The organism is Burkholderia sp. BCC0397, assembly GCF_902832865.1.
Lineage (GTDB): Bacteria > Pseudomonadota > Gammaproteobacteria > Burkholderiales > Burkholderiaceae > Burkholderia.
In genome coordinates this window covers 298,075-323,267 of sequence record NZ_CADFDL010000004.1, presented here as the reverse complement: position 1 = coordinate 323,267, position 25,193 = coordinate 298,075, and the positions used below count along the sequence as shown (strand labels likewise).

Here is a 25,193-nt window from a genome sequence, read left to right as displayed (position 1 = left end):
CGGTCCCACGTGCGCCCGATGTATCGCGGGCGCTTAGTGGAGCGTGGAAGCCGCACCGCAGCATTTCTTGAACTTCTTGCCGCTGCCGCACGGACACGGATCATTGCGACCGATTTTCGGCTCGGAACGCTGCGCTGTCGCGGCAAGGCGCCGCTCGTGCACGGCTTTGCGATACGGCAACCAGTAACGGTAGATACCGGCGATGCCCGCAGGAATCCGGTCGGCCAGAATTTCTCGCCCCACCGGGTCGAGCATAAGCGCCGCCTCGGCGGACGCTGCTTCGCCGGAGGCTGTTTCATCGGCCCCGAGCAGACGAAGCGGCCGCATCCATTCTTGACCTTGCGGATTGTCGAAGAGCGACTGCCAGTATTTCCGCAATAGGGCCACCCCCTGCATGAAACCCGCTGCCCATGCCTCGGCATCGCGATATTCCCGATCGTCATCGGCATAGGTAACCGTGTCGAAAACGGGCCGAAATTCATCGGGATTGCGCTCCAGGCTCCGGATAATGCCGTTGTAATGCCGCATCAGCAAATCGAACACGCGCTGGGCCTGCTCGACCGTATCGAAAGCCGGTGCGTCGTCGGGCGCCGGTCCCCAGATGCCGGGCAGCCATTCGCTCGGCAGTAGCGTTACCGGGCCGGCGACGATCGCGGTCAAGTACCCGTCAACTGCAGGGAGGGTCAGGGTCTCGTCCGACGTGATATCGGAGAGCAGGAATGCATCGAGTTCGTCGAGATCGGCTTGAGCGAGGAGTTTCATCATGCCAGCACTGTACGTCGGCCATCGCCAAACGGACAACTCCGGCCTGACATTCATGCGTAATACAGCGACACAAGCGCGGCCGCGCGCAGCATTACCCCCGCCCCTTCCACGGCACCACCCGCCGCTCGACCCACCGCATCGCGAGATCGAACAGCCACGCGATCGCACCGATGATCAGGATGCCCATCACGACGATGTCGGTGCGCAGGAAGCTCGATGCGTTGAGCACCATCTGCCCGAGCCCGGCCGTCGCGGCGACCATCTCGGCCGCAACGAGCGTCGTCCAGCCGAACCCGATCGCGATCCGCAGCCCCGTGAGGATTTCCGGCAGCGCGGCCGGCAGCACCACGTGGCGCACGATCTGCGCGAAGCTGCCGCCGAGCGAATACGCGGCGTTGATCTGCTCGACCGTCGCCGCACGCACGCCGGCGCGCGCGGCCATCGCGATCGGCGCGAAGCATGCGAGAAAGATCACGACCAGCTTCGCCGTCTCGTCGATGCCGAACCAGATCACCACGAGCGGCAGATACGCGAGCGGCGGCAGCGGCCGATAGAACTCCAGCAACGGATCGAGCACGCCGCGTGCGATGCGGCTCACGCCCATCAGGATGCCGGCCGGCACGCCGATCGCGGTCGCGAGCGCGAACGCACCGAACACGCGGGCAGCGCTCCACAACAGATGTTCGGACAACGGCAGGCCGCCCTGGATGCGGCCGTGCCAAGCATCGACGAACGCGGTCCACACCGCTTCCGGTGCGGGCAGGAACAGCGGCGGCAGCCACTGCAGATGCGTCGCGACCCACCACAGCACGGCCAGCGCCGCGACCGTCGCAGCGCTCAGCGCGGCCGTCTTCCCCTGCCCCGGCAACCGGTAACGATGCGATATGCGTGCGGGGCGCGCGGCGCGATGCCGTTGCGTCGCGCGTTGATCCTGCCCGCGCTCCGCGGCCGTTCGATCGGCCGCCCACGATTCCTGCGTGCTCATGTCGTCCTGCCTGTGCAATGTACTGATCCGGCCACGCCCGACGGACGCACCCTGCCTCGCGAACTCGTGCATCACGCGGTCTCCGCGACCACCTCGTCGCGATGCAGATACGCGATCAGCCGCTCGCGCCACGCGATGAATTCCGGCGACGACTTCACCGCACGCGCATCGCGCAATTCGACGTAGCGGCGCGCGAACGGCAGCTCGAAGGTTTCGGCAATGCGGCCGGGGCCCGGCGTCATCACGACGAGACGCGTCGCGAGGAACAGCGCCTCCTCGACATCGTGCGTGATGAAGAACACCGTCTTGCCGGTGCGCGCCCATACGTCGAGCACGAGCGCCTGCATCGTGCCGCGCGTCATCGCGTCGAGCGCGCCCATCGGCTCGTCCATCAGCAGCACGCGCGGGTCGCTCGCGAGCGCACGCGCGATGCCGACCCGCTGCTGCATCCCGCCCGACAGTTCGTACACGCGCGCATGTGCATGACATTCGAGGCCGACGAGCGCGAGCATCTCCGTCGCCCGCGCTTCGCGCTCGGCCTTCGACACGCGCGCGAAGCGCAGCCCGAGCGCGACGTTGTCGAGCACGTCGAGCCACGGCAGCAACGCGTATTTCTGGAACACGACGCCGCGATCGGCGCCGGGGCCCGTGACCGGCACGCCGTCCACGCACACGTCGCCGGTCGTCGGCGCGACGAAGCCGGCCATGCAGTTCAGCAGCGTCGTCTTGCCGCATCCGGATGCGCCGAGCGCGACGACGAATTCACCGGAATCGATGCGCAGGTCGACGCGCGCGAGCGCCTGCGTCGTCGGCCTGCCGCGCTCGCCCGGATAGGCAACCGATACCTGACGGACTTCCAGCGTGCTCATGATCGACGGGCTCCGCGACGAGTGGGCTGAGTGGCCGCGCTCAGCGCGCGGCCTTCTGCACGAACTGCGGATCGACGCCGGCCGAATAGTCGGCGAGCACCGTCTGGATCGTGCCTTGCGATTTGAGGAACGCGGCCGTGGCCGCGAGCGACTTCGCGGCGCCCGATTGCGCGCCGCCGCCGAGCCACGTCGGCGAAGCCTGCTCCGCCGCCGTCGGGAACGCGTACAGCGCGAGGCTCGCCGGCACGTCCTGCGCGTTCGCGCCCGACACCTTCGCCACCGCCGCGACCTGCGGCGAACCGACCTTCCACGCCGCCGCATGCGCGCGATAGTCGGCATCGGCGGCCGCGAGCACCTTCACGAAGCGCGTGACGAACTCGGGGTTCTCGCGCGCGAACGTGCGACTCACGACGAAGCCGTCGAACGTCGACTTGCCACTTTCTTTCGCAACCTGGCCGGACGTCGTCAGCACGGTGCCCGACTGCTTGACCTTCGCGAGCACCGGGTCCCAGATATAGGTCGCGTCGATGTCGCCGCGCGCCCACGCCGCCGCGACTTCGGGCGGACGCAGGTTGACGATCTTCACGTCGTTCGGATTGACGCCCGCGGCCTGCAACGCGACGAGCGTATGGAAGTGCGACGTCGACACGAACGGCACGCCGATCTTCTTGCCCTTGAGCGCGGCGACGCTGGTTACGCCCGAGCCGTTGCGCGCGACGAGCGCCTCGGCGTCGTTGATGTTGTCGAGCACCCAGAACAGCGAGATGTCGAGCCCCTGCGACAGGCCGGCCGCGATCGGGCTCGACCCGGCTTCGCCGAGCTGTACGGAGCCCGACGCGAGCGCGCGGATCACGTCGGCGCCGCTGTCGAGCTTGCGGAACCTGACCTTGTAGCCGGTCGCCTTTTCGACTTCACCGCTCGCCTGCGCGTAGCGCCACGGCACGACCATGTCCTGGTACGCGATCACGACTTCGCGCGATTCGGCGTGCGCCGCGCCGAGCGCGGCAAAGGCGGTCAGCGCGACGACGGCGCGGCGGATGAAGCTGAAACGGGACATGCGGCTCTCCTTCGGAATGCGGGCATTGCTGCGGGAGAGCCGACTATAGGAGCTTTGCGCGCGGCGGAAGCGAACTTATCCTGCGAAGCTATCGATGCCGTTTCAGCTTTGCTTTTCATGCTCGACCGGATTGCGCGTCCGGTCGGGTGACGATTGCCGTGCGCCTGCGCGGATAGCCGCCGCGCCAACGAAAAAGCCCGCATCGCTGCGGGCTTTCGGGACTGCGGGACTTCTGCAGATGGAGGCGAACGCGACGCTCAGACCACCCCTGCCCCATGCGCCTGCAGATCGGCGTGATAGCTCGACCGCACCATCGCGCCGACGGCCGCGTGCGTGAAGCCCATCTTGTACGCCTCTTCCTCGTACATCTTGAACGTATCCGGATGCACGTACGCACGCACCGGCAGGTGGTGCTCGGACGGCTGCAGATACTGGCCGATCGTCAGCATGTCGACGTCGTGCGCGCGCAGGTCGCGCATCACCTGCAGGATTTCTTCTTCCGTCTCGCCGAGGCCGACCATCAGGCCCGACTTCGTCGCGACGTCCGGATGCAGCGCCTTGAAGTCCTTCAGGAGCTTCAGCGAGTGCGCGTAGTCCGAACCCGGGCGCGCTTCCTTGTACAGGCGCGGCACCGTTTCGAGGTTGTGGTTCATCACGTCGGGCGGCGCGGCGTTCAGGATCGAGATCGCGCGGTCGAGACGGCCGCGGAAATCCGGCGTCAGGATCTCGATGCGCGTGTCCGGCGACTGCGCACGCGTTTCGCGGATGCACTCGACGAAGTGGGCGGCGCCGCCGTCGCGCAGGTCGTCGCGGTCGACGCTCGTGATCACCACGTACTTGAGCTTCAGCGCAGCGATCGTGCGCGCGAGGTTCTTCGGTTCATCCGCGTCGAGCGGATCGGGACGGCCGTGGCCGACGTCGCAGAACGGGCAGCGGCGCGTGCACTTGTCGCCCATGATCATGAACGTCGCGGTGCCCTTGCCGAAGCATTCGCCGATGTTCGGGCAGCTCGCTTCCTCGCACACGGTGTGCAGGTTGTGCTCGCGCAGGATCGTCTTGATCTCGTTGAAACGCGAGCTGCCGGTGGCCGCCTTCACGCGGATCCACTCGGGCTTCTTCAGCTTTTCGATCGGAATGACCTTGATCGGGATGCGCGCCGTCTTCGCCTGCGCCTTCTGCTTGGCGGTCGGATCGTAGGCAGGGGTCGCGGCCGTATCGGCCGGTGCGGGAGAAGCGGTAACGTCAGTCATTCGATTGTTCCAGTGCCTGCGGCTTGTCGGCGGCCGCGGATGCGCCGTCGAGGTTGGCGATCAGACGGCCCACCAGCGTGTGAGCGACGTCGTTCCAGTCGGCGGCAACCTCGAGGCTCGCCATGTCGACGGTTTCCAGTCCGGCATAGCCGCACGGGTTGATCGCAAGAAACGGGCGCAGATCCATCTTCACGTTCAGGCTCAGCCCGTGATAGCTGCAGCCGTTGCGGATCTTCAGGCCGAGGGCCGCGATTTTCGCGCCCTCGTGCACGCCGGACGCCACGTAGATCCCGGGCGCGCCCGCCTTGCGGACCGAAGCGAGATTATACGCCGCGAGGGTTTCGATCACGGCCTCCTCGATCTTCGTCACGAGCGTGCGCACCATCAGCTTGCGCCGGCGCAGGTCCAGCAGCAGGTAGACGACGATCTGGCCGGGGCCGTGGTAGGTGATTTGTCCGCCGCGGTCGACCTTCACGAGCGGCACGCCGCTGTCGGCCACCAGCAGGTGGGCCGGGTCGCCGGCCTGGCCGAGCGTGTAGACGGGCGGATGCTCGACCACCCAGATCTCGTCGCCGGTGTCGGCCGTGCGCGTGTCGGTGAACGCGCGCATCGCGTCGAAGCTCGCCTCGTACGCCTCGCGGCCCCGCCACCGCACGGTGACCGGCTGGACCGGCTGATCCGGGGCTCCGGCGGGCGATGCGGAAACGGCGACAGGCGTGGACACGATGGAAACCGGCGAAACGGACATGGGCGGTAGTTTACCGAAAACCCGTGGGTCTCGCCGGCCTGGGGAGGGGGACGGATCGCCGGTATCCGTCGGATGAAACGATGGTCAGACGGTGCGCCAGCCATCGTGGAACAGCGCGCTCACGCGTTCGCGCAGCCGGGACAGCCCGCCGAGCGCGACTTCCCGCGGCGGCCGCGACACCGAGAACGCGACGCACGCGCCCTCGCGGCCTTCCGCGCTGAGCCACAGCCGCTCGCCACGGCGCAGCTTCAGCGTCTCGCCATCGGCGAGGAAGTAGTCGTCGACGTCGTTGCTGCGCGTCGCCCAGACCGGCCCGCACTGGACGATCAGCCGCGTGCTGCGTTGCACCTTCATCGGCACGGTCTCGCCCGCGGGAATTTCGAAGGTGATGCTTGAAGAGATTTCTTGCATGATCGACTCCGCCAATAAGTGCTTCGATGGCTACAATCGTAGTCATTCAAAGGCGTCCGACCAAACGACCAATTTTCACGTCGATGTGAGGAAAATTAGCAAATGGACCTCCGCCAGCTCCCGGCGCTAAACGCGATTCGCGCGTTCGAAGCCGCCGCCCGCCACGAGAACTTCTCGCGCGCCGCCGACGAGCTGTTCGTCACGCACGGCGCGGTCAGCCATCAGGTGCGCGCGCTCGAGGAAGAGCTCGGCGTGCAGCTGTTCACGCGCAACGGCAAGCGGCTGTGCCTGACCGACGCCGGCATGCGCTACGCGCAGCAGATCCGCACCGCGCTGATGGTGATCGCCGACGCGACGCGCGACGTGCGCGCGAGCGACCGCGACCGGCGGCTGGTGGTGTCGATGCTGTCGTCGTTCGCCGCGCGCTTCATCACGCCGCGCATCGGCACGTTCATCGAGCGGCATCCGGAAATCGACGTCGAGCTGCAGTCGACCAACTCGCTCACCGATTTCGCGCGCGACGACGTCGACCTCGCGATCCGCTTCGGCTTCGGCAGCTATCCGGGGCTCCACGTGGAGCCGCTGTTCGAGGAGGTGTTCTTTCCGGCGTGCGCGCCGACGCTGAACGGCGGCAAGCTGCCGCAGACGCCCGCCGATCTCGTGCACTACCCGCTGCTGCGCTCGGACGACGAGCTGTGGCGGCCGTGGTTCGACGCGGCCGGGCTCGATACGCTGACCGAGCCGAAACGGGGGATTCTGTACCAGGATTCGTCGAACCTGCTGCTGGCCGCGATCGAGGGCCAGGGCATCGCGCTGGTGCGCCGCTCGCTCGCGGTGCACGACCTGCTCGACGGGCGCATCGTGCGCCTGTTCGACATCGACGGGCCGAGCCCGTGGCACTATTTTTTCGTGTGCCCGCCGCCGCTGCTGAACACGCCGCGCGTGCAGGCGTTCCGGACCTGGCTGTTCGAGGAAGTCGCCGAATACAAGCGGCTGTGCGACGAGCTGGACGCGCGGCGCGCGGCAGGGAAATGCCCCGCCGAGTGCGCGCTGGAGGGAGGATGGAAAGGGATCAGCGGACGTTTGCGCTGATCCACGGGCCCTTCCTTAGAGCACGACCTTGACCATCGGATGGCCGGTCAGTGCGCGGTAGATGTTGTCGAGCTGTTCCTGGCTCGTCGCGCGCACGGTAATCGTGAGGCCGGTGTAGTTGCCGCCGCTCGATTCACGCTCTTCGATTTTCTCGACGTCGATCTCGTTGTCGTGGACGGCCACGACCTTGAAGATCGTGTCCTTGAATTCCGGGTGCGCCTTGCCCATGATCTTGATCGGGAAATCGCACGGAAACTCCAGCAGCGACTCCTTCCGGGTTTCGATCGCGCCGGTGACCTCGACGGTTTTGGTCGGTTCGCTCATCATTTTCTCCGGGTTAGGTCAAACTGTTCAAATTCGCGTGCCTTCGCACGCTGGTACGCGTCATACAGCGCCGCGAACACGGGGCCCGGCTTGCCGCCCTGCACGGGCAGATCGTCGAGCGACGTAACAGGCAGGATTTCCTTGGTGGCCGACGTCAGCATGATCTCGTCGGCCGTACGCAGCTCGACCTCGCTGATCTCGCGCGCGACGAACCGGATCCCGCATTCGTCGGCGAGCTGCTCGACCAGCGCGTAGCGGATCCCTTCGAGGATCTTGTTGCTGCGCGGCGGCGCGAACAGTTCGCCGTTCTTCACGATCCACACGTTCGACGACGAGCCTTCCGTCACGTTTTCGTCGCGCAGCTGGATCGTCTCGAACGCGTCGCGTTCGGCCGCATGCTGCGCCATCAATACGTTGCCGAGCAGCGAGATCGACTTGATGTCGCAATGCAGCCAGCGGCGATCCTCGGCCGTCACGCAGCGCACGCCGCGTGCGCGCTCCTCTTCCGACGGCAGGCGCAGCGGGCTCGCCATCGCGAACACCGTCGGCACCGCGTTCGCCGGGAACGCGTGGCCGCGCTTCGCGACGCCGCGCGTCACCTGCAGGTAGACGAGCGCGTTGCCGTCGCCGAGGCCTTCGGCATTCGCCGCGACCACCCGCTCGATCAGCGCGCGCCAGCCCGCCGCATCGTGCGGATTGTCGATGCCGATCTTCTTCAGGCTGCGCGCGAGCCGTTCCAGATGCTGTTCGATCCGGAACGGCACGTGCGCGCCGTCGTGCGCATACACGGGGACGACTTCATACACGCCGTCGCCGAAGATGAACCCGCGGTCGAGCACCGGCACACGGGCTTCGGACAGCGGCACCAGTTCCTCCTGCGACGAGACGCTGAGGTAGACGATCGGTTCGAATTCGGCTTGGCTCATGGCGATGACAGATGGGGATGAAGTCGTGAAAACAAAGGCCCGTCGTGCTTACTTCTTCTTGCTGAACATCAGCAGGATCGAGTCCCAGATACGTCCGAAGATACCCGCTTCCGGCACGGCCTGCAGCGCGACGACCGGGAATTCGGACAGCGTCTTGCCGTCGGCGACGATCTTCACGGTGCCGACCTGCTGGCCTTGCGCGAGCGGCGCGATCAGCGGCGCGTTGACGTCGACTTCGGTCTTGACCTTGTCGCCGAGGCCGCGCGGCACGGTCGCCCACTGGTCGACCTTCACGCCGACCTGCACGGTGTTGTCCTTGCCCTTGTAGAGGCGCGGCGTCGCGATCGCCTGGCCGCCCTTGAACAGGCGCACCGAATCGAACGCGCTGTAGCCGTAGTTCAGCATCTTCATGCTGTCCTGCGTACGGTCGCTTTCCTTCTGCTCGCCCATCATCACCGACACGAGGCGGCGCTGGCCGTCGACACCCGGGATCGCGCGCTTGGCCGACGCGATCAGGCAGTAACCAGCCGCCTGCGTGTGGCCCGTCTTCAGGCCGTCGACCGTCGGGTCGAGCCACAGCAGCCGGTTGCGGTTGCCCTGGCGGATGTTGTTGTACTTGAATTCCTTCTCCGAGAAGATGCCGTAGTACTGCGGAAAATCGCGGATCAGGTGCGCGGACAGCTTCGCGAGGTCGCCGGCCGTCGTGTAGTGGTTCGGGTCGGGCATGCCGTTCACGTCGGCGAAGTGCGTGCCCTTCATGCCGAGGCGCGTCGCCTCGTCGTTCATCAGCGTGACGAACTGCCCTTCGCTGCCGCCGACGAGTTCGGCCAGCGCGATCGCGGCATCGTTGCCCGACTGGATGATCATCCCGTACACGAGGTCATGCACGGACACCGGCTTGTTCGCCTCGATGAACATGCGCGATTCGTCGCGGCCGACGCGGCGCACCGCTTCGCTCGGCGTGACGATCTGCTCCATCGAAATCTTCTTCTTGTCGAGCGCCTCGAACACGAGGTAGGCGGTCATCAGCTTCGTCAACGACGCCGGCTCGACGCGTTCGTCCGCATTGCCCGATGCGAGCACCGTGTTGCTCGTCGCGTCGACGAGCACCCACGAGCGCGCGTTCACGCCCGGCGGCGGCACCGCGCCCGGCATGTAGGTCGCGGGCGCGCCGGTGGACTGCTCGGCGGCCGGCGCCGCATGCGCGGCCTTGGCCTTGGCGGCCGGCTTCGCCTCGGCGACGACGATCGTCGATGCAAGCGCGACAGGCAACATCACGCCGAGCGCGACGTTGCGCGCGGCGGTGCCGAAGACGATGGAGGAAGCGAGGGACTTGAGGCCTTGGGAAGACAGACGCATGATCGATTCAGGCTGATGGCAGAAAGTGCGGTGCGAAACGCGCAGGGTTGAACGGCAAGGCGGCGGGCGTGTCGGGCACTCGCCCGACACCGTCGGGCGACGCGAAACGCGCCGGTTGGACTCGTGCGGACGCGTTCGGTTCGCGGCCGTCGCGAGCGGGCGGACAGGCGGCGAAACGAGCGCCGCATGGGCCCAGCCGGGCCGCGGGCAACGCGAAAGCGGCCATTATACGTGGCCGCGAACGGCGTTTTCGCGAACCTGGCAGCGGACGCCCGCATACCGGCTGCGAGAGCATGGCACGGGAATGCAGCGGGCACGCGTGCTCGAAGCCGCGCGAAAGGTGTGCGCAGGCGGCGTGCAAGTCGGGTTGCGCCGCCGTGCGGCAGGCGGCGCGCGGTGCGGTGCTGCACGAAGTGTCGGGAAGGGTCGCGCATCATCCGGCCGGGCGCCGGTGCGCGGTACGGGCCGCCGGCGCTTACGCCGGCGCCCGCATGCAGGCTAGCGCCTGTTCACGCTAACAACGGGCTTGCGCTGGCCTCAGCGCCACGCGTCGACGATGATGCGCTTCAGCACGTGCAGCTTGCGATGGAGGAAATGCTCGGCGCCGGGGATCACGACGACCGGCAGCTCCTGCGGCCGCGCCCAGTCGTACACCGACGCGATCGGCACCGTGTCGTCGGTTTCGCCGTGGATCACGAGCGTGTTCTCGGGCACGTCGGCCACCTGCCAGCGGCTCGCGGCCGTGCCGACGAACACCATCCGCTCGATCGTCTCGCCCGCGTCGCGCAGCCGCTTCGCGACGTGCGACAGCACGAAGGTGCCGAACGAGAAGCCCGCGAGCACGAGCGGCAGGTCCGCATACGCGGGCTGCGCGCGCATGTGCGCGAGCACCGCGAGCAGGTCGTCGGCCTCGCCCGTGCCGTTGTCGTGCACGCCTTCGGTCGCGCCGACGCCGCGGAAGTTCGACCGGTAGACGACATAGTTCAGCTGCACGAGCGTGCGCGCGAGCGTCTGCGCGACCTTGTTGTCCATCGTGCCGCCGAACAGCGGATGCGGATGCGCGACGAGCGCGATGCCGCGCGGCGCGGCGCCGCCTTCGCGCACGGCGTCGGGCAGGTCGACCGCGATTTCGATCTGGCCGATCGGGCCCGCGATCAGCGATTTCTGCGTATGAACGTTCATTCGGCCGGCCCGCTCAGATCTTCAGGCGGTCGACGACCTTGCCGTCGCGCAGGTGCGATTCGACGATCTCGTCGATGTCGGCCTGATCGACGTACGTGTACCACGTGCCTTCCGGATACACGACCATCACCGGCCCTTCCTCGCAGCGGTCGAGGCAGCCGGCCTTGTTGATACGGACCTTGCCGGGCCCCGCGAGACCGAGTTCCTTCACGCGCTTTTTCGCGTATTCCTGCATGGTCTGCGCATCGCATTGCGCGCAGCTCGGACGCTCGGCGCCCGGTTCGCGCTGGTTCAGGCAGAAGAAGACGTGGTGCTGGTAGTAGGAATCCATGATGGTGACGAGCGGCCCGGCGCAGGGCCGTGCGGAAAGAGGGGCGATGAATTGCCGTTGCGCGAGGCGGCAACGGAGGATGCGGACGATTATAGCGACCGACGCACGCCGCTGCCCGCGGCACGGCCGCCGCCGCACGGTCCGGGCTGCCGCGTCAGCGGCGCAGCGCAGCCGGCAGCCACGCGTGCTCGACGCGCTGGCCGAGCCAGATCAGCGCTGCGTAGGGCCAGATCCATGCGAGCCAGCGCGCGATGCTGTTGAAGTGCACGTAGCGGCCCTGTCGCCACCCCGACAGCGTGAAGTCGAAGAACGGGTTGACCGGCAGCAGGTTCACGAGCGCGACGCCGGCCAGCAGCGCGAGCGCCGCGAGCATCGCGCGCCACGTCGCCGGCACGCGCAAGGCGACGAGCGCCGCCGCGAAACCGAGCTCGATGCCGAGCCGCGCGCCGGGCGTCGCCCACACGACGACGAGGCCGGTGGCCGACTGCATGAACGTCGCGGCCGCCTTCAGCACGAGCGTGGCGACCACCAGCGCGATCAGCAGCCGGATGCGCGGCGCGCGCGGGCGCATCGCGAGCGACGCGATCGCCAGCGCGGCGAACAGCATCAGCGCGCCAAGCACGGCTTCCCACGCGGAATCCGACAACCAGCCGTCGACCCGCTCGGGCCATTCGCTGACGCGCCACGCGGCCGGCAGCCACGCGAGCAGCGCGTCCTGCATCGACGCGTCGGCGCGCTCCCACAGCGCGGCCGGCCAGTCGCCGATGCCGAACAGGAACGGCGACGGAAACACGATCGCGAACGGCCACAGCGCGGCGAGCAGCAGCGGCGTCGACCCATCGGCCTCCAGCCACGCGAAGCGCAGCCGGCGCAGCGCGCCGCGGTCGAGCAGCGCGCCGGTGGCCGGCGCAGCGAGCGCCGCGCCCAGCAGCGCGCCGAGCGCGTTGGCGCCGAGGTCGAGATTCGACGCGACGCGCGTCGGCAGGTAGGTCTGCAGCGCTTCCATCGTCCCCGACAGCAGCACGCCGAGCCCGCCCGCGATCAGCGTCGCGGCCACGCCGCGCCAGCGCGGATGCAGCGCGAGCACGCCGAGCGCGCCGAACGGCAGATAACCGAGCACGTTCGTGACCACGTCGAACGCCGTCACGTAGCGCTGCATCGGCGCGAACAGGTAATCAAACGGACCGATGCCGAGCGACACCCAGCCTTCGAACGGATACAACGACGCATAGACGATCAGCGCCGCGTAAGCGGCAAACGCCTGCCGCGCGAGCGGTGACGCGCGATGCGTGCCGGGCACGCTCATCGCGGCTGTACGTCGGGCGTCACGGCGTGCCCGCGTACGCCTGCACGCCGACCCACGCGGCGATCTGCGACACGAGTTCGTCGCTGGCCGCCGCGAGCGCACGTGCGCCGCCGGCCGCGTCGGGCGTACTCGACGGCGCGCGCGCGACGAACGTGCGCTGGCCGAGCACCTTGCCGTCCTGCATCAGCGTCGCGCGCGCGGTCACCGCGCCGTGGCTTTGCGACTGCCCGTCGAAGACCTGTTCGAATTCGCTCAGGTCGACCTTGAGGGTCGGCGCGCGCACGCCGTCGGTGCCTTCGAGCACCGTGCCGCGCGACGACAGCGCGCCGCGCAGCCGCTGCGTGAGCAACTGCGCGGGCGGCGCGGTCCAGCGGCTGTCGCGATAGACGGCCACGTGCTGCGCATCGGCGTATGCGAGGCGGTAGGCGAACTTGTCCGAATCGAGCGCGTCGGGTGCGGCGACGTCGAGCACCTTCAGCGCGGGGCCCGACCCGGTGGTCGCCACCGACGACGCGGGCCCGAGGTCGTAGCGGATGTTCGACAGCACCGCGCTGTTGCCGGCGCAGCCGGCCGCCAGCGCGAGCGTCAGCACGGCAAGCGCGGCCGCGGCCGGGCGCAGCGCGCGGTCAAGGATTCGTGGCATGGCGTATTCCTGCATGAGGTTTCCGGTTTCGAGGCGCGTCATGGTCCGGCCGCTTCCGGGCGGACGATCGATGGGTTTCCGCTTCACTTCCCGGCCGCCGCATCCGCACCCGGCCAGACGAAGCCCGCTTCGCCGGGCCCCGGCGCCGCGCCGGGCGACCCGAACAACAGACTGCGCGGGTTGCGGCCGAGTTCACCGGCGACGTCCTTCAATTGCCGCGACGCGTCGCCGACGCTGCCGGCCAGCGCATTGAAGCGCGGCAGCGTGTCGTACTGCACGCGCGCGTTGAGCCCGTTCAGCGCGACGCCGACCTGCTCGGCGGCCGTGCCGGCCTTGTTCAGGTTCGACACGAGCGGCCCGTTCGGCTGCAGCAGCGTGTTCGCCGACGCCATCGCGCGGTTCACCTCGTGCATCGTTTCCGGCAGCGCGGTGACCGCCGGGCCGAGCTGCTTCGTCAGCGTCGCGGCGCTGTCGGCCGCGTGCTGCAGGCTCTCGGCGGTCGCGCGCAACTGCTCGCGCATCTCGGGCGACATCAGCGCGTTCGCGCTCTTCGCGGCCAGTTCGAACTGCCGCAGCAGCACGTCGCCGCGCTCCTGGATCTGGTCGAACAGGCTCGGCCGCATCGGGATCTGCGCGATCGACTTCGCGGACGACGGCAGCGGCGCCAGATCGCGCCCCGTATCCTCGAGCTGCACGAACGCGATACCCGTCACGCCCTGGAAGCCGAGGCTGCCGTAGGTCGACTGCGTGATCGGCGCGTCGTGATCGACGAGAATCCGGATCCGGATCTGCCCCGGGTGCGTGCGATCGAAGCCGATCGACTGCACCTTGCCGACGTCGAGGCCGCGAAAGCGCACCGCCGCGTCCGGGAACAGCCCCGTCACGTTGGTGCGCGCCAGCAGGTCGTACGGCACGCGCACGGTGCGGTCGACGTTGAACCAGAACACGGTGCCCGCGATCGCGAGCGTCAGCGCGATCGTGAACAGGCCGGCCCAGAACGCATGTGATTTGTTTTCCATTCGCGGGTTCCTTGCTTCTACAGCTCGACGCTCGACAGCGCCGGTTCGAGGGCCGCCTTCGGCAGCTTCGCGCGCCGCTCGGGCGGCAGCGCCTGCAATGCGCGGCGCCCGCGCAGCCCCAGGAAATATTCGTGGATGAACGGATGGTCGACGTTCGCGACCTCCTCGACGGGGGCGGCGACCAGCACCTTGCGGTCGGCCAGCACCGCGACGCGCGTCGACAGCGCGACCATCGTGTCGAGGTCGTGCGTCACCATCACGACGGTCAGTCCGAGCGTGCGGTGCAGCGTCGCGATCAGCTCGACGAATTCGTCGGACGCCTGCGGATCGAGGCCGGCCGTCGGCTCGTCGAGGAACAGCAGCTCGGGCTCCAGCGCGATCGCGCGCGCGATGCCGACCCGCTTCACCATCCCGCCCGACAGCGCGGCCGGCATCTTCGACGCGTGCTTGCACGGCAGCCCGACCATCTCGAGCTTCAGCATCACGATGTCGTGCAGCAGGTCGGGCGGCACGCGGCCGAGCTCGCGCAGCGGCTGCGCGACGTTGTCGAACACCGTCATCGACGAGAACAGCGCCCCCTGCTGGAACAGCATCCCCGAGCGCGTGCGCATCATCCGCGCGCTCGCGTCGTCGATCTTCGACGTGTCCTCGCCGAACACCTTGATCGTGCCCGACGTCGGCCGCTCGAGGCCGAGGATCTGCCGCACGAGCGTCGTCTTGCCCGAGCCGGAGCCGCCGACGACCGACACGATCTCGCCGCGCCGCACGTCGAAATCGAGCTTCTGGTGGATGATGTTGCGCCCGTAGCGCTTGGTCAGGTTGTGCACCTCGATCACGAGGTCGCCGGCATCGGCGGCGGCGTCCGGCCGGGGGTCGACCGTCCCGGCGCCGATGGCCGCGGCATGCGTGGTCGTTTCGTTCGATGCGTTCATCCGAGCCCCACGTTCTGGAACAGGATCGCGAACACCGCGTCGGCGAGGATCACGACCGTGATCGACGACACCACCGACGTGGTCGTGCCTTCGCCGAGGCTCTGCGAGTTCGCCTTGATCCGGAAGCCGAAATGGCACGCGACCAGCGCAATCAGCATGCCGAACACGACGCCCTTGCCGACGCCGATGTACAGGTTCGCGATCGGCACGACGCCCGGCAGCGAGCGCACGAAATAGTTGACGTCGATCCCGAGCACCAGCTTCGCAGCGAGCGCGCCGCCCGTCAACGCGATGATGTTGGTCCACATCACGAGCAGCGGCATCGCGACGCCAAGCGCGAGCACGCGCGGCAAGACCAGCCGCAGCCCGTGCGGGATGCCCATCACGCGCATCGCGTCGAGCTCCTCGGTCACCCGCATCACGCCGATCTGCGCGGTGATCGCCGAGCCCGAGCGGCCCGCGACGAGAATCGCCGACAGCACGGGCCCGAGCTCGCGGATCACCGACAGCCCGAGGATGTTCACGATGTAGCGGTTCGCGCCGAACGTCTGCAACTGCTGCGCGGACAGGTAGCTGAGCACGATGCCGATCAGGAACGCGACCAGCGCGGTGATCGGCAGCGCCTGCGCGCCGGCGCTGTAGATGTTCGCCGAGGTTTCCTTCCATGGCATCGTCTTTGGACGGCGCAGCACCGACAGCGCATCGAGGATCACGAGGCCGAACATCGCGATGCCGCCCTGCAGGTGTTCGCCGAACGCGAAGATCGCCAGGCCGAGGCGCGTGACGGGACCGAACCGCACGATGCGCTCGGGCGCCTCGCGCTGGCTGTCGAGCCGTTCGATGCGCTCGAAGATCGTGCGCTGCGTGGCGCTCAGCGCGACGCCGGGCGGCAGCTTGCGGCCCCACACGCGCCACAGCGCCTGGCCGCCGACGTGGTCGAGCCGCTCGATGCCGGACAGATCCCATTCGCTCACGCGCCCGGCGGCGATGCTCGCGACGCGGCGCGCCACGGCGCCTCGGTTGCGCGCGAGCGCGAGCGCGGTCCACTGGCCGGTCAGGCGCACCGTCTGGCCCTGGCCGCCGGCGTCGACCGACAGGCCGGGAGGAGTCTCGAAGTCCAAGGGCAGGTTGTTTGCAAAAGGATGACAGCGGCCATTGTAGCGAACCGCCCGATGCCGCGACGTGAGGATTTCCGGCGGAGCGTCGGGCTCGCGGCGCGCAGCCGGGAGCGCCGGGCTCGCGGCGCCGGCCGAGAGCGCCGGGCCGGGGCGCCAGCCGGGACCAGCCCAAGCCGCCGCCGGCCACGGCCCGCTGCCGGCATCGCGACCTTTCATTGTCCCGTCACGTTTCCTTTCGATACTCTCACGCGCCGCACATCAGGCCGTCGGCGCGCCGCGCCGCCATTCGTGCGTACCTCGCGTTTCATAAAACAGAACACCGAACAGGACAACCGATGCGTCTCCCCCCGCTTTCCCGCCGCCACGTGCCGGCCGCCGCCGCGCTCGCCAGCCTCGCCTTCGTCCTCGCCGGCTGCGGCGGCGACGACGTCACCGCCACGCCGCCGTCGCAGCCCGAGGCCCAGGCGCCCGTCGGCACGACGGCCACGCTCGCGCTGCTCGAGACGACCGACCTGCACACCAACGTGCTGTCGTACGACTATTTCAAGCTCGCCGCCGACAATTCGCTCGGCTTCGAGCGCGTGTCGACGCTGATTACGCAGGCGCGCAAGCAGTACCCGAACACGCTGCTGCTCGACAACGGCGACACGATCCAGGGCACCGCGCTGTCGGACTACCAGGCGCTCGTGAAGCCGGTCGGCTGCGACCAGACGCTCGCGATCTACAAGGTGATGAACGCCGCGAAATTCGACGGCGGCGGGATCGGCAACCACGAGTTCAACTACGGGCTGCCGTACCTGTCGCAGGTGACCGGCAACACGTTCGAGGTCGACGGCCTGCCGGCGCCGGCCCAGCAGAAGAAGTGCGCGGGCCCGAACTTCCCGCAGGTGCTCGCGAACGTGATCAGCGCGAAGACCAATGCGCCGCTGTTCACGCCGTACACGATCCTGACGCGCACGGTGACGGCCACGACGCCGGACGGCAAGACGGTCAGCGCGCCCGTGAAGATCGGCATCATCGGCTTCACGCCGCCCGCGATCATGAACTGGGACAAGCGCTGGCTCGACGGCAAGGTCTACACGACCGGGCTGAAGGAAGCGGCCGAGAAGTACATTCCGGAGATGCGCGCGAAGGGCGCCGATCTCGTCGTCGCGATCTCGCACGGCGGCCTCGACAATGCCGCGTACTCGCCGACGATGGAAAACGGCAGCTGGTGGCTGTCGAAGGTAGCCGGCATCGACGCGATGCTGATCGGCCACTCACACCAGGTGTTCCCGGACGCGAACAGCACCGTGTCGCAGTTCAACCTGCCGGGCGTCGACAAGGTCAAGGGCACCGTCAACGGCGTACCGACCGTGATGGCCAACTACTGGGGCAAGCACCTCGGCGTGATCAAGCTCGGCCTGAAGTTCGACGGCAAGACGTGGGCCGTCGACAAGTCGCAGACGACCGTCGAGGCGCGGCCGATCCAGAACGCCGACAAGAGCTACGTCGCCGCCGACCCGTCGGTCTCCGCCGCGATCGCGGCCGAGCACCAGGCGACGATCGACTACGTGAAGACGCCGATCGGCTCGACCGACTACCGGATGAACTCGTACTTCGCGGACGTCGGCGATCCGGGCGCGATCCAGATCGTCAACGAGGCGCAGGCCGACTACGTGAAGACCTACGTGCAGGCGAACCTGCCGCAATATGCGTCGCTTCCGGTGCTGTCGGTCAGCGCGCCGTTCAAGAGCGGCTTCGGCGGCGGCACCGACTACACCGACGTCGCGCCGGGTGCGCTCGCGATCAACAACGCGGCCGACCTGTACCTGTATCCGAACACCGTGTACGCGGTGAAGGTGAGCGGCGCCGACGTGAAGAACTGGCTCGAGACGGCCGCCAAGCGCTTCAATACGATCGACCCGGCCAAGGCGACCGTGCAGCCGCTCGTCAGCACCTTCCCCGGCTACAACTTCGACATGTTCACGTCCGCCGATCTCGCGTATGAAATCGACGTCACGCAGCCGGTCGGCAGCCGGATCAGGAACCTGACGTACAAGGGCGCGCCGATCGACCCGAATGCGCAGTTCATCGTCGCGACCAACAATTACCGTGCGAGCGGCGGCGGCAACTTCCCGGGCCTCGACGGCAGCAAGACGATCTTCGCGTCGCCCGATGCGAACCGCGACGTGCTGATCGCGTTCATCAAGAAGCGCGGCGCGATCACGCGCGCGGCCGACGGCGCGCAGCGCAGCTGGCGCTTCACGAAGCTCGCGAGCTCGGTCGCGCACGTGCAGTTCACGTCCGCGCCGAACCGCCTCGGCGACGCGGCGGCGGCCGGCCTGACCGGCATCACGCAGGTTGCGGCCGACGACGGCTCGGGCAAGAACCTCGCGACCTACGAGATCGACCTCACACAATGAGACACGCGATGCAACCAATCCGGACGATGCGGCCCGCCGAAACCGGCTTCGCCGCTGCCGCGCGGCGCGTGCTGCGCGTGAAACTCCCGCCGGCCGTGCTGCTCGCGACGGCGGCCGTGACCGTCGCGGCCGTCGTCGCGGCGACCGGCCTGCGCGGCGCCGGCCCCGCGCCGAGCGCCGCGCAGCTCGACGAATGGCAGGCGATGGTCACGCAGGCGACCGAGCCGCATGCGCTGGCCCAGCTGCGCACGCTCGCGCGCCGCGGCTCGGGCGCCGCGCAGGCGGCGCTCGGCATCGCGCTCGTCGATGCGCATGAACCGGGGCTGCGCGACGAGGGGCGCGGCTGGCTGGAAACGGCCGCGGCGGCGGACGGCAAGGCCGACGCGCCGGCTGCGCGGCGCGCGCAGCTCGCGCTCGGCAAGGCATTGCTGCTCGGCAGCGGCGATCTCTCGAAAGACTATGCACGCGCTCGTGCGCTGCTCGGCGCCGCGGCCGAACAGGGCGACCCGGCCGCCGCGTATTACCTCGGGCTGATCTACCGCAGCGGCTACGGCATCGCCGCCGACCCGGTGCAGGCGGCGCACTGGTTCGACATCGCGTCGCGCGCGGACATCCCGGCCGCCGACTTCATGCTCGCGAACGCGTATCGCGACGGCAGCGGCGTGCCGCGCGACGACGCGCGCGCGCTCGCGCTGTATCGCCGGGCCGCCGAGCACGAGCTGCCGGAAGCCGTGCAGACGCTCGCGATGGCCTATCGCAACGGCGAACTCGGGCTTCGGCCCGACGCGGACGAATTCCACGCGCAGTGGATCGAGACCGCGCATGCGCTGAAGCACCCGGTCGTCGCGCCGTGACGGCCGTTCGGCCGGGGGACGCGCGAGCGTGACCTGGCCGAACGGATGGCGGCTCCGCGTGCGTCATCCGCGCACCGCGTATTGGTATCGGTCACCGCAACCGGAATCGGCCGCGCAGCGCCCGTGGCACGCCGATCATTCGACCGGTGAAAGATCGTCCGTTCATCACATACGCCACTTAAGCAGACGGGAAACATAGGGCTCAAGGTAGAACAGGCCCGCGAGTAGGGTTCCAGTGCCGAGCACGGCACTCCACCTCTTGCATGACCAGCGCCTATAAGCCAGTACATTGACGATGCAGAAAAACAAGGCAGGCCCCAGCAAGTACGCAAAAAACAATACTCCCTGCCACCATGAGGTCGGGCACTTGTCGATCTCGTAACAACCGCGAGCCGGTGTGCCTGCAAGTTTCGGCCAACTGATATGGCTGTATACGAAGAGGTAAAACCAAGTTAACAGCAAACCGCCAAGCGCCCCCGAGAGCGCAATCGCAAACCGCTTCACTTGATCTCCCAAAACAAGACTGAATTCGATCTTCCGAGATCGGAATAGCTGAGACTTGGGAGGACATTCGCACCTTGCCGAAACGACACCATCCCGATATATCGCCCTATCGTCGACGCGGCGCCCCAGAAGCCATTCATCGTCATTCGAGAGCCATTCCAGAGATCAATGTGCCCACCGCTCGCATTCAATTCCGACTCGCCAGCACGCGCTCCGTAGCCGTCGAACATCACGCGTGCGGCGGCATCATTGCACCTGCTCCGGCAAGACCGCACCGCATGGATTCTCGCAACCATCCGGCAAACACGCAGGGATGAACTCTATCTCTAGCTGATTACGTTCAGTCGAGGAGACAGCGGAGTTGCTTCGCCAGATTTTAGGCTCCACATGAATTCGGTCTTTTGATACGCCGAGATCAAGCAGATATGCTCGGACAGCATGCGCCCGAGTACGGGCGATCGCAATTGCGTCACGTTCGTGCTCATCTGCATATCCGTAGATCACGACGGGACCATTATTGGCCGCACTGTTCCGAACAGTCACCAACAAGCTGGCGAGCGCGATCCGGTCAGAATTCGAAATGGCCATGACGCCGTGGTCGAGCTTACTTGCGTATTGCAAGGAAAAGCTGCATGCAAACACGACGCCTGAAGCACAAAGCCCCGCAAGGCTAATCGATGCACAAGATATACCACGCAATATTGTCCGCATTCCTGATCGCCATTGTCGGGGCCTCTTTGGCGAGCCGCCTGCTGAGAAATTGTCCATAGGTGTTCTTGTAATCAACCGCTCCGAATGTATCCCGAAAATGCACGCACTCGTGAACAATGGTCAGTTGCATCGAGGAAAACGTACCTGCACTCGTATCCGGAAGCTCACAGAACTTCGGGGAAATCGATATCGTGTGCGTGGCGGTATCGGGGCCGCAAACGTGCGCAACTTCGCCGTCTAGATTTTTGGTATTTGGCGTACAGCCGAGGGCCCGATCAAGGTCGGGATCGGAGCGAACGAAATTCCTTGCCTTCAATCCATTCATGACTGTGATCAACGCCACCAATCCCTTCGTCAGCGCACCGCGAGTGGGCTCGTCGGCGATCCCGAACCACTCTCTGACTCTTGCCCGCGCAGGCTCTCTCCAGACATCGAGTTCGTCAATTCGCTGCGTGATTATTTTTACGGCCTCGTCGCGCAACGTCAGGACTTTCTTCCGAAATTCCGCGTCGGTCATGTTTTTACAGATGGGCGGCCCGTCGACTGCCAATAAAAGCTCAACCTTCGAACCACGCGTCGTATTCGTCATGGCCGAGTCATGCACGGTCACGTATTCGTAGTCATCGTGCGGCATGGTTATGCTCGACTATTTCAATTCGCAGTTTCTCCGAATGACGCGTCGCTACGCGCCGTGTGTGCCCGACACGATCAGTCATACCGCTGAATACATGGCCGGAACTGGTATGTATTCGGTACGGCACACCTACCAAGGGCTGCCCCGTCTTCTCGTTTTTCAATACATACTGCTCGTCGCATTCCGCCCCAGCGACGGGTGAGTGAGAATGGTCGTCTCCCAGCCCTTTCCGCTCGGTCGACTCGTCACCGACAAGCATCCGCATGCCCCGCTCGGCATAGAACACAGGCGGCGGACTGCACCCGCATGCATTGATATCCCCACTCAACGCCCATCCCTGACCATTCGGCCCCCTGCCGGGCAAGCGCGGCCCCTGCGGCGCGACAAACCCCACCTGCTCGCAAGCCGTACAGTAGGTTTTCATGTAGAGCGTGGCGATCTGCACACGCGGCGGCGGATCGGAACACGTGACGCATTCCAGTCCCTCGGTGATCGTCGCGCTGCCGCCCCGATCGCCCTTGGCGAGGAAATAGCGGATCATGCGGCGTCACCTCGGCTCATCGCGCCCGAGCAACGCTCATCCGCGAAAGTATCGGGCGCAGCCCATCCGACGGCGGTCGGCCTGCCAGCGGCATACCGGCCTCCGCTAGCCATCAACCGGCCGACAACAGCCAACGAAGACGCGAGTAACCATTGCTTGCCACCATTCATCCGGATTCCCTCTCGTCGCGCTCAGCGCAAATCTCGTCGCACCAAAATGCGCGATCGGCACAAGGAAATCCATCGTACGAATTCGAAATCCCGATCAATCGATATCGGTCGACGATGTTTCGTCAATCGATCAACCGGAATGTCGGAACGGTATTTCTTCCGGCTCGCGTGCCCATGACTACCTGAATGCAACTTCTCTCGATTCGCCACGAGCACATTCGCGCGAAGCGTCGCACATCAATCGGCCCCTGCCGCCCGAGGAAATGACCGTCGCCCCGCTTGCCGACGCGCCAACGCCCCCTGTCGCTACAATAGGCGCCATGAACGCCCCCACCTCCTCCGACACGCCCGAATCCGGCGACGCGCACATCGCGCGCAACCGGCTCGAGGCGCACCTGGACGCCGCGCCGCGCGCGTGGCCGCTCGACATCGTCGCCGCCACCGGCTCGACCAACGCCGACGTCGCAACGCGGCTCAAGGCGCTGCCGCGCAGCGCGAACGCGTTGCCCGCGCCGCTCGTGCGCGTCGCGTTCGAGCAGACGGCCGGCCGCGGCCGGCAGGGCCGCCCCTGGTTCGCGCAGCCCGGCAATGCGCTGCTGTGCTCGGTCGGCTGCATCGTGCCGCGCGCCATCGATGCGCTCGGCGGCCTCAGCATCGCGATCGGCGTCGCGCTCGCCGAAGGGCTGGCCACGCTGCCGCTCGACGCCCGCATGCGCGTCGCGCTCAAATGGCCGAACGACCTGCTGCTGACGACCGACGACGACGGCACGCCGCGCATCGTCGGCAAGCTCGCCGGGATCCTGATCGAAACCGTCTGGACCACCGCCGACGCCACCGCCGTCGTGATCGGCTTCGGCATCAACGTGCGCGGCGCGGAAGCCGTCGCCGCGCAGGTCGACGCGCTGCGCGCGCGCGAAGCGACGCTCGCGAGCGGGCTGCCGCCCGCCGCGCTGTCGATCGCGTGCGCGTCGGCGAACCTCACCGATACGCTCGCCGCGTCGCTGAACGCGCTCACGCCCGCACTCGCGCAATTCGGCGCCGAGGGCCTCGCGCCGTTCCTGCCGCGCTGGCGCGCGCTGCACGCGTACGCGGGCCGCGAAGTCGTGCTGCTCGAACAGGGCGTCGAACGCGTGCGCGGCATCGCGACGGGCATCGATGCGACCGGCCAGTTGCTGCTCGACACGCCGAACGGCGTGCAGACGATCGCGGCCGGCGACGTGTCGCTGCGCGAAGCGCAATGAGCGAACCGCACCTGCTGATCGACGCCGGCAACAGCCGGATCAAGTGGGCACTCGCCGACGCGCGGCGCACGCTCGTCGACACGGGCGCGTTCGGCCACACGCGCGACGGCGGCGCCGATCCCGACTGGTCGCGCCTGCCGCGTCCGCGCGGTGCGTGGATCTCGAACGTCGCGGGCGCCGACGTGGCCGCGCGGATCGACGCGCTGCTCGACGCGCGCTGGCCGGGCCTGCCGCGCACGACGATCCGCTCGCGGCCCGCGCAATGCGGTGTGACGAACGGCTATACGACGCCCGAACAGCTCGGCAGCGACCGCTGGGCCGGCCTGATCGGCGCGCACGCGGCGTTTCCGGGCGAGCATCTGCTGATCGCGACGTTCGGCACCGCGACGACGCTCGAGGCACTGCGCGCGGACGGCCGCTTCACGGGCGGGCTGATCGCGCCGGGCTGGGCGCTGATGATGCGCGCACTCGGCACGCACACCGCGCAGTTGCCGACGCTGACCACCGATATCGCCAGCGGCCTGCTCGCGGGCGCGCAGGCCGAACCGTTCCAGATCGATACGCCGCGCTCGCTGTCGGCCGGCTGCCTGTACGCACAGGCTGGCCTGATCGAACGCGCGTGGCGCGATCTCGTCGAGGCGTGGCAGGCGCCCGTGCGGCTCGTGCTGGCCGGCGGCGCGGCGGACGACGTCGCGCGTGCGCTGACGGTCGCGCATACGCGGCACGACGCGCTGATCCTGTCCGGGCTCGCGCTGATCGCAGCGGACCCGGCCGGCCCGGCAACGGCGCCGGATTGACGCAAAGGCGCCGGCATCGCGCCGGCGCGTGGCGATGCCGGCCGGAGCGGGCCCAAGCGGGCCCGCATCACGCCGACGATGCAATACGCGCGGTGCCGCGCCGGCGGCCCGCACGAACGGTCGACGGAAGCCATGAAAAAAGCCGGCCATGCGGCCGGCTCGACTGAATGACGTGAATCACGTCGATGACGACAAGGAGTTTCGACGATGCTGCGCTGGCTGATCGCTGTTCTCTTTCTCGCCAACATGCTCGCGTTCGTGGTGGCGCGCGGCGTGTTCGGGCCGCTGCCGGCGGCCGGCCCGCGCGAACCCGGCGTGCTGTCGCGGCAGGTACGGCCCGACGCGCTGCGCGTGACACCGCTCATGCGGGCGACCGACCAGCCCGTCGTCGGCGGCCCGATCGCGGCGCCGGCCGTCACGACCGCACCGCTCGCGGCGTCCGCCCCGTGACGGCGCCGCGTCGCGCTCAGGACTGTTGCGCGCGCACCTTCTTCAGCAACGCAGTGGTCGAGCGGTCGTGCTCGAACGGAATCGCCAGCGCCCGGCCGCCCCAGCCGCGCACGAGCGCGGATTCCGGCAGCGCGTCCATGTCGTAATCGCCGCCCTTCACGAGGATGTCCGGACGGACGGCCTCGATCAGCGACACGGGCGTCTTTTCCCCGAACGTCACGACCCAGTCGACGCTTTCCAGCGCCGCCAGCAGTGCCGCGCGATCCTCTTCGCGGTTGATCGGCCGGTCGTCACCCTTGCCGAGCATGCGCACCGACGCATCGCTGTTCACGCCGACGATCAGGCAGGCGCCGAGCGCTTTCGCATCGGCGAGATACGTGACGTGACCGCGATGCAGGATGTCGAACACGCCGTTGGTGAACACGACGGGCGACGGCAGCGACGCACGCAGCGCGACGAGGGCATCACGAGTGATCAGCTTGCGTTCGAAGGTGGCGGACATGATGGAGATCGGACGGAATGAACGACGGCGCACGCGACGGCGGCACCCGATAAAAAGCCCGCCGGAC

The 25,193-nt window shown here is 67.7% G+C and carries 27 protein-coding genes; 6 read left to right on the top strand and 21 right to left on the bottom strand.

The genetic code is table 11. The features are described 5' to 3' along the window. Positions 1-33 precede the first annotated feature (33 nt). From HWX03_RS15610 to HWX03_RS15580, 7 genes are all read right to left on the bottom strand, one after another. Positions 34-765: a UPF0149 family protein gene (locus HWX03_RS15610; RefSeq protein WP_175871800.1), complete on the bottom strand. Its 732-nt coding sequence runs from the start codon at positions 763-765 to the stop codon at positions 34-36. 91 nt (positions 766-856) lie between these two features. Beyond that, entirely contained in the window at positions 857-1,822 is a 966-nt protein-coding gene (locus HWX03_RS15605) for an ABC transporter permease subunit (protein ID WP_175871994.1), read from the bottom strand. After that, complete coding sequence (locus tag HWX03_RS15600; RefSeq protein ID WP_175871799.1) at positions 1,822-2,619, bottom strand: ATP-binding cassette domain-containing protein; 798 nt, start codon at positions 2,617-2,619, stop codon at positions 1,822-1,824. The genes HWX03_RS15605 and HWX03_RS15600 overlap by 1 nt, the downstream gene beginning before the upstream one ends. Before the next feature lie 40 nt (positions 2,620-2,659). Then, positions 2,660-3,676: a taurine ABC transporter substrate-binding protein gene (gene tauA, locus HWX03_RS15595; protein ID WP_175871798.1), complete on the bottom strand. Its 1,017-nt coding sequence runs from the start codon at positions 3,674-3,676 to the stop codon at positions 2,660-2,662. 257 nt (positions 3,677-3,933) lie between these two features. After that, on the bottom strand, positions 3,934-4,926 hold the full coding sequence (gene lipA, locus HWX03_RS15590; protein WP_006477693.1) for a lipoyl synthase: 993 nt from the start codon (positions 4,924-4,926) through the stop codon (positions 3,934-3,936). Then, positions 4,919-5,674, bottom strand: a complete 756-nt coding sequence (lipB, locus tag HWX03_RS15585; RefSeq protein ID WP_175871797.1) for a lipoyl(octanoyl) transferase LipB — start codon at positions 5,672-5,674, stop codon at positions 4,919-4,921. Before lipB ends, lipA begins: the two co-directional genes overlap by 8 nt. Positions 5,675-5,758: 84 nt before the next feature. Further along, positions 5,759-6,085 carry a DUF2917 domain-containing protein gene (locus HWX03_RS15580; protein ID WP_175871796.1) on the bottom strand — a complete coding sequence of 109 codons (327 nt, stop codon included), beginning with the start codon at positions 6,083-6,085 and terminating at the stop codon, positions 5,759-5,761. 102 nt (positions 6,086-6,187) lie between these two features. Between HWX03_RS15580 and HWX03_RS15575 the strand changes: the two genes are divergently transcribed. Further along, positions 6,188-7,177, top strand: coding sequence for a transcriptional regulator GcvA (locus HWX03_RS15575; RefSeq protein WP_006485238.1), 990 nt, complete (start codon positions 6,188-6,190; stop codon positions 7,175-7,177). A gap of 15 nt (positions 7,178-7,192) precedes the next feature. Here the strand turns inward: HWX03_RS15575 and HWX03_RS15570 are convergent, their stop codons facing one another. The 10 genes from HWX03_RS15570 to HWX03_RS15525 form a co-directional block, all read right to left on the bottom strand. Continuing rightward, a complete protein-coding gene (locus tag HWX03_RS15570) occupies positions 7,193-7,501 on the bottom strand; it encodes a YbeD family protein (protein ID WP_174389920.1) in 309 nt (102 codons plus the stop codon). Then, the gene (locus tag HWX03_RS15565; protein WP_175871795.1) at positions 7,501-8,427 is read right to left on the bottom strand and encodes a D-amino acid aminotransferase; all 927 of its coding nucleotides are present in this window, start codon (positions 8,425-8,427) and stop codon (positions 7,501-7,503) included. The genes HWX03_RS15570 and HWX03_RS15565 overlap by 1 nt, the downstream gene beginning before the upstream one ends. A gap of 48 nt (positions 8,428-8,475) precedes the next feature. Then, positions 8,476-9,786 (bottom strand): D-alanyl-D-alanine carboxypeptidase family protein, encoded by a 1,311-nt coding sequence (locus HWX03_RS15560; RefSeq protein WP_175871794.1) that lies wholly within the window; start codon positions 9,784-9,786, stop codon positions 8,476-8,478. A gap of 537 nt (positions 9,787-10,323) precedes the next feature. Further along, a complete protein-coding gene (locus HWX03_RS15555) occupies positions 10,324-10,968 on the bottom strand; it encodes an alpha/beta hydrolase (protein ID WP_006485236.1) in 645 nt (214 codons plus the stop codon). A 13-nt stretch (positions 10,969-10,981) separates the two neighbouring features. Then, positions 10,982-11,299: a ferredoxin gene (locus HWX03_RS15550; RefSeq protein ID WP_011694422.1), complete on the bottom strand. Its 318-nt coding sequence runs from the start codon at positions 11,297-11,299 to the stop codon at positions 10,982-10,984. Between the two features lie 154 nt (positions 11,300-11,453). Continuing rightward, a complete protein-coding gene (locus HWX03_RS15545) occupies positions 11,454-12,605 on the bottom strand; it encodes a VanZ family protein (RefSeq protein ID WP_175822590.1) in 1,152 nt (383 codons plus the stop codon). A gap of 19 nt (positions 12,606-12,624) precedes the next feature. Continuing rightward, positions 12,625-13,248, bottom strand: a complete 624-nt coding sequence (locus HWX03_RS15540; protein WP_175822591.1) for an ABC-type transport auxiliary lipoprotein family protein — start codon at positions 13,246-13,248, stop codon at positions 12,625-12,627. 83 nt (positions 13,249-13,331) lie between these two features. After that, positions 13,332-14,267: an MlaD family protein gene (locus HWX03_RS15535; RefSeq protein ID WP_174389915.1), complete on the bottom strand. Its 936-nt coding sequence runs from the start codon at positions 14,265-14,267 to the stop codon at positions 13,332-13,334. A 17-nt stretch (positions 14,268-14,284) separates the two neighbouring features. Further along, on the bottom strand, positions 14,285-15,199 hold the full coding sequence (locus HWX03_RS15530) for an ATP-binding cassette domain-containing protein (RefSeq protein WP_174431723.1): 915 nt from the start codon (positions 15,197-15,199) through the stop codon (positions 14,285-14,287). Continuing rightward, positions 15,196-16,320: an ABC transporter permease gene (locus HWX03_RS15525; RefSeq protein ID WP_175822594.1), complete on the bottom strand. Its 1,125-nt coding sequence runs from the start codon at positions 16,318-16,320 to the stop codon at positions 15,196-15,198. Before HWX03_RS15525 ends, HWX03_RS15530 begins: the two co-directional genes overlap by 4 nt. A 332-nt stretch (positions 16,321-16,652) precedes the next feature. Here HWX03_RS15525 and HWX03_RS15520 point away from each other — a divergent pair, with 332 nt between their 5' ends. Together HWX03_RS15520 and HWX03_RS15515 are read left to right on the top strand one after the other, a co-directional pair. Next, the gene (locus HWX03_RS15520; protein ID WP_175871793.1) at positions 16,653-18,722 is read left to right on the top strand and encodes a bifunctional 2',3'-cyclic-nucleotide 2'-phosphodiesterase/3'-nucleotidase; all 2,070 of its coding nucleotides are present in this window, start codon (positions 16,653-16,655) and stop codon (positions 18,720-18,722) included. 8 nt (positions 18,723-18,730) lie between these two features. After that, positions 18,731-19,576, top strand: a complete 846-nt coding sequence (locus tag HWX03_RS15515; protein WP_175871792.1) for a tetratricopeptide repeat protein — start codon at positions 18,731-18,733, stop codon at positions 19,574-19,576. A gap of 750 nt (positions 19,577-20,326) precedes the next feature. Here the strand turns inward: HWX03_RS15515 and HWX03_RS15510 are convergent. From HWX03_RS15510 to HWX03_RS15500, 3 genes are all read right to left on the bottom strand, one after another. Next, positions 20,327-20,668 carry an OmpA family protein gene (locus HWX03_RS15510; protein WP_175871791.1) on the bottom strand — a complete coding sequence of 114 codons (342 nt, stop codon included), beginning with the start codon at positions 20,666-20,668 and terminating at the stop codon, positions 20,327-20,329. A gap of 82 nt (positions 20,669-20,750) precedes the next feature. Beyond that, positions 20,751-21,425, bottom strand: a complete 675-nt coding sequence (locus HWX03_RS15505) for a M35 family metallo-endopeptidase (RefSeq protein ID WP_175871790.1) — start codon at positions 21,423-21,425, stop codon at positions 20,751-20,753. Further along, on the bottom strand, positions 21,412-21,966 hold the full coding sequence (locus HWX03_RS15500) for a hypothetical protein (RefSeq protein ID WP_175871789.1): 555 nt from the start codon (positions 21,964-21,966) through the stop codon (positions 21,412-21,414). The genes HWX03_RS15505 and HWX03_RS15500 overlap by 14 nt, the downstream gene beginning before the upstream one ends. 490 nt (positions 21,967-22,456) lie before the next feature. Here HWX03_RS15500 and HWX03_RS15495 point away from each other — a divergent pair, with 490 nt between their 5' ends. The 3 genes from HWX03_RS15495 (at position 22,457) to HWX03_RS15485 (ending at position 24,624) form a co-directional block, all read left to right on the top strand. Then, entirely contained in the window at positions 22,457-23,377 is a 921-nt protein-coding gene (locus HWX03_RS15495) for a biotin--[acetyl-CoA-carboxylase] ligase (RefSeq protein ID WP_175871788.1), read from the top strand. After that, the gene (locus HWX03_RS15490) at positions 23,374-24,174 is read left to right on the top strand and encodes a type III pantothenate kinase (RefSeq protein ID WP_175871787.1); all 801 of its coding nucleotides are present in this window, start codon (positions 23,374-23,376) and stop codon (positions 24,172-24,174) included. The genes HWX03_RS15495 and HWX03_RS15490 overlap by 4 nt, the downstream gene beginning before the upstream one ends. Before the next feature lie 207 nt (positions 24,175-24,381). Then, on the top strand, positions 24,382-24,624 hold the full coding sequence (locus tag HWX03_RS15485; protein ID WP_059575981.1) for a hypothetical protein: 243 nt from the start codon (positions 24,382-24,384) through the stop codon (positions 24,622-24,624). Positions 24,625-24,640: 16 nt separating this feature from the next. On the opposite strand, the gene rfaE2 is transcribed toward HWX03_RS15485, so the two are convergent. Continuing rightward, positions 24,641-25,126, bottom strand: a complete 486-nt coding sequence (rfaE2, locus tag HWX03_RS15480; protein ID WP_012329309.1) for a D-glycero-beta-D-manno-heptose 1-phosphate adenylyltransferase — start codon at positions 25,124-25,126, stop codon at positions 24,641-24,643. Between the last annotated feature and the right edge of the window lie 67 nt (positions 25,127-25,193).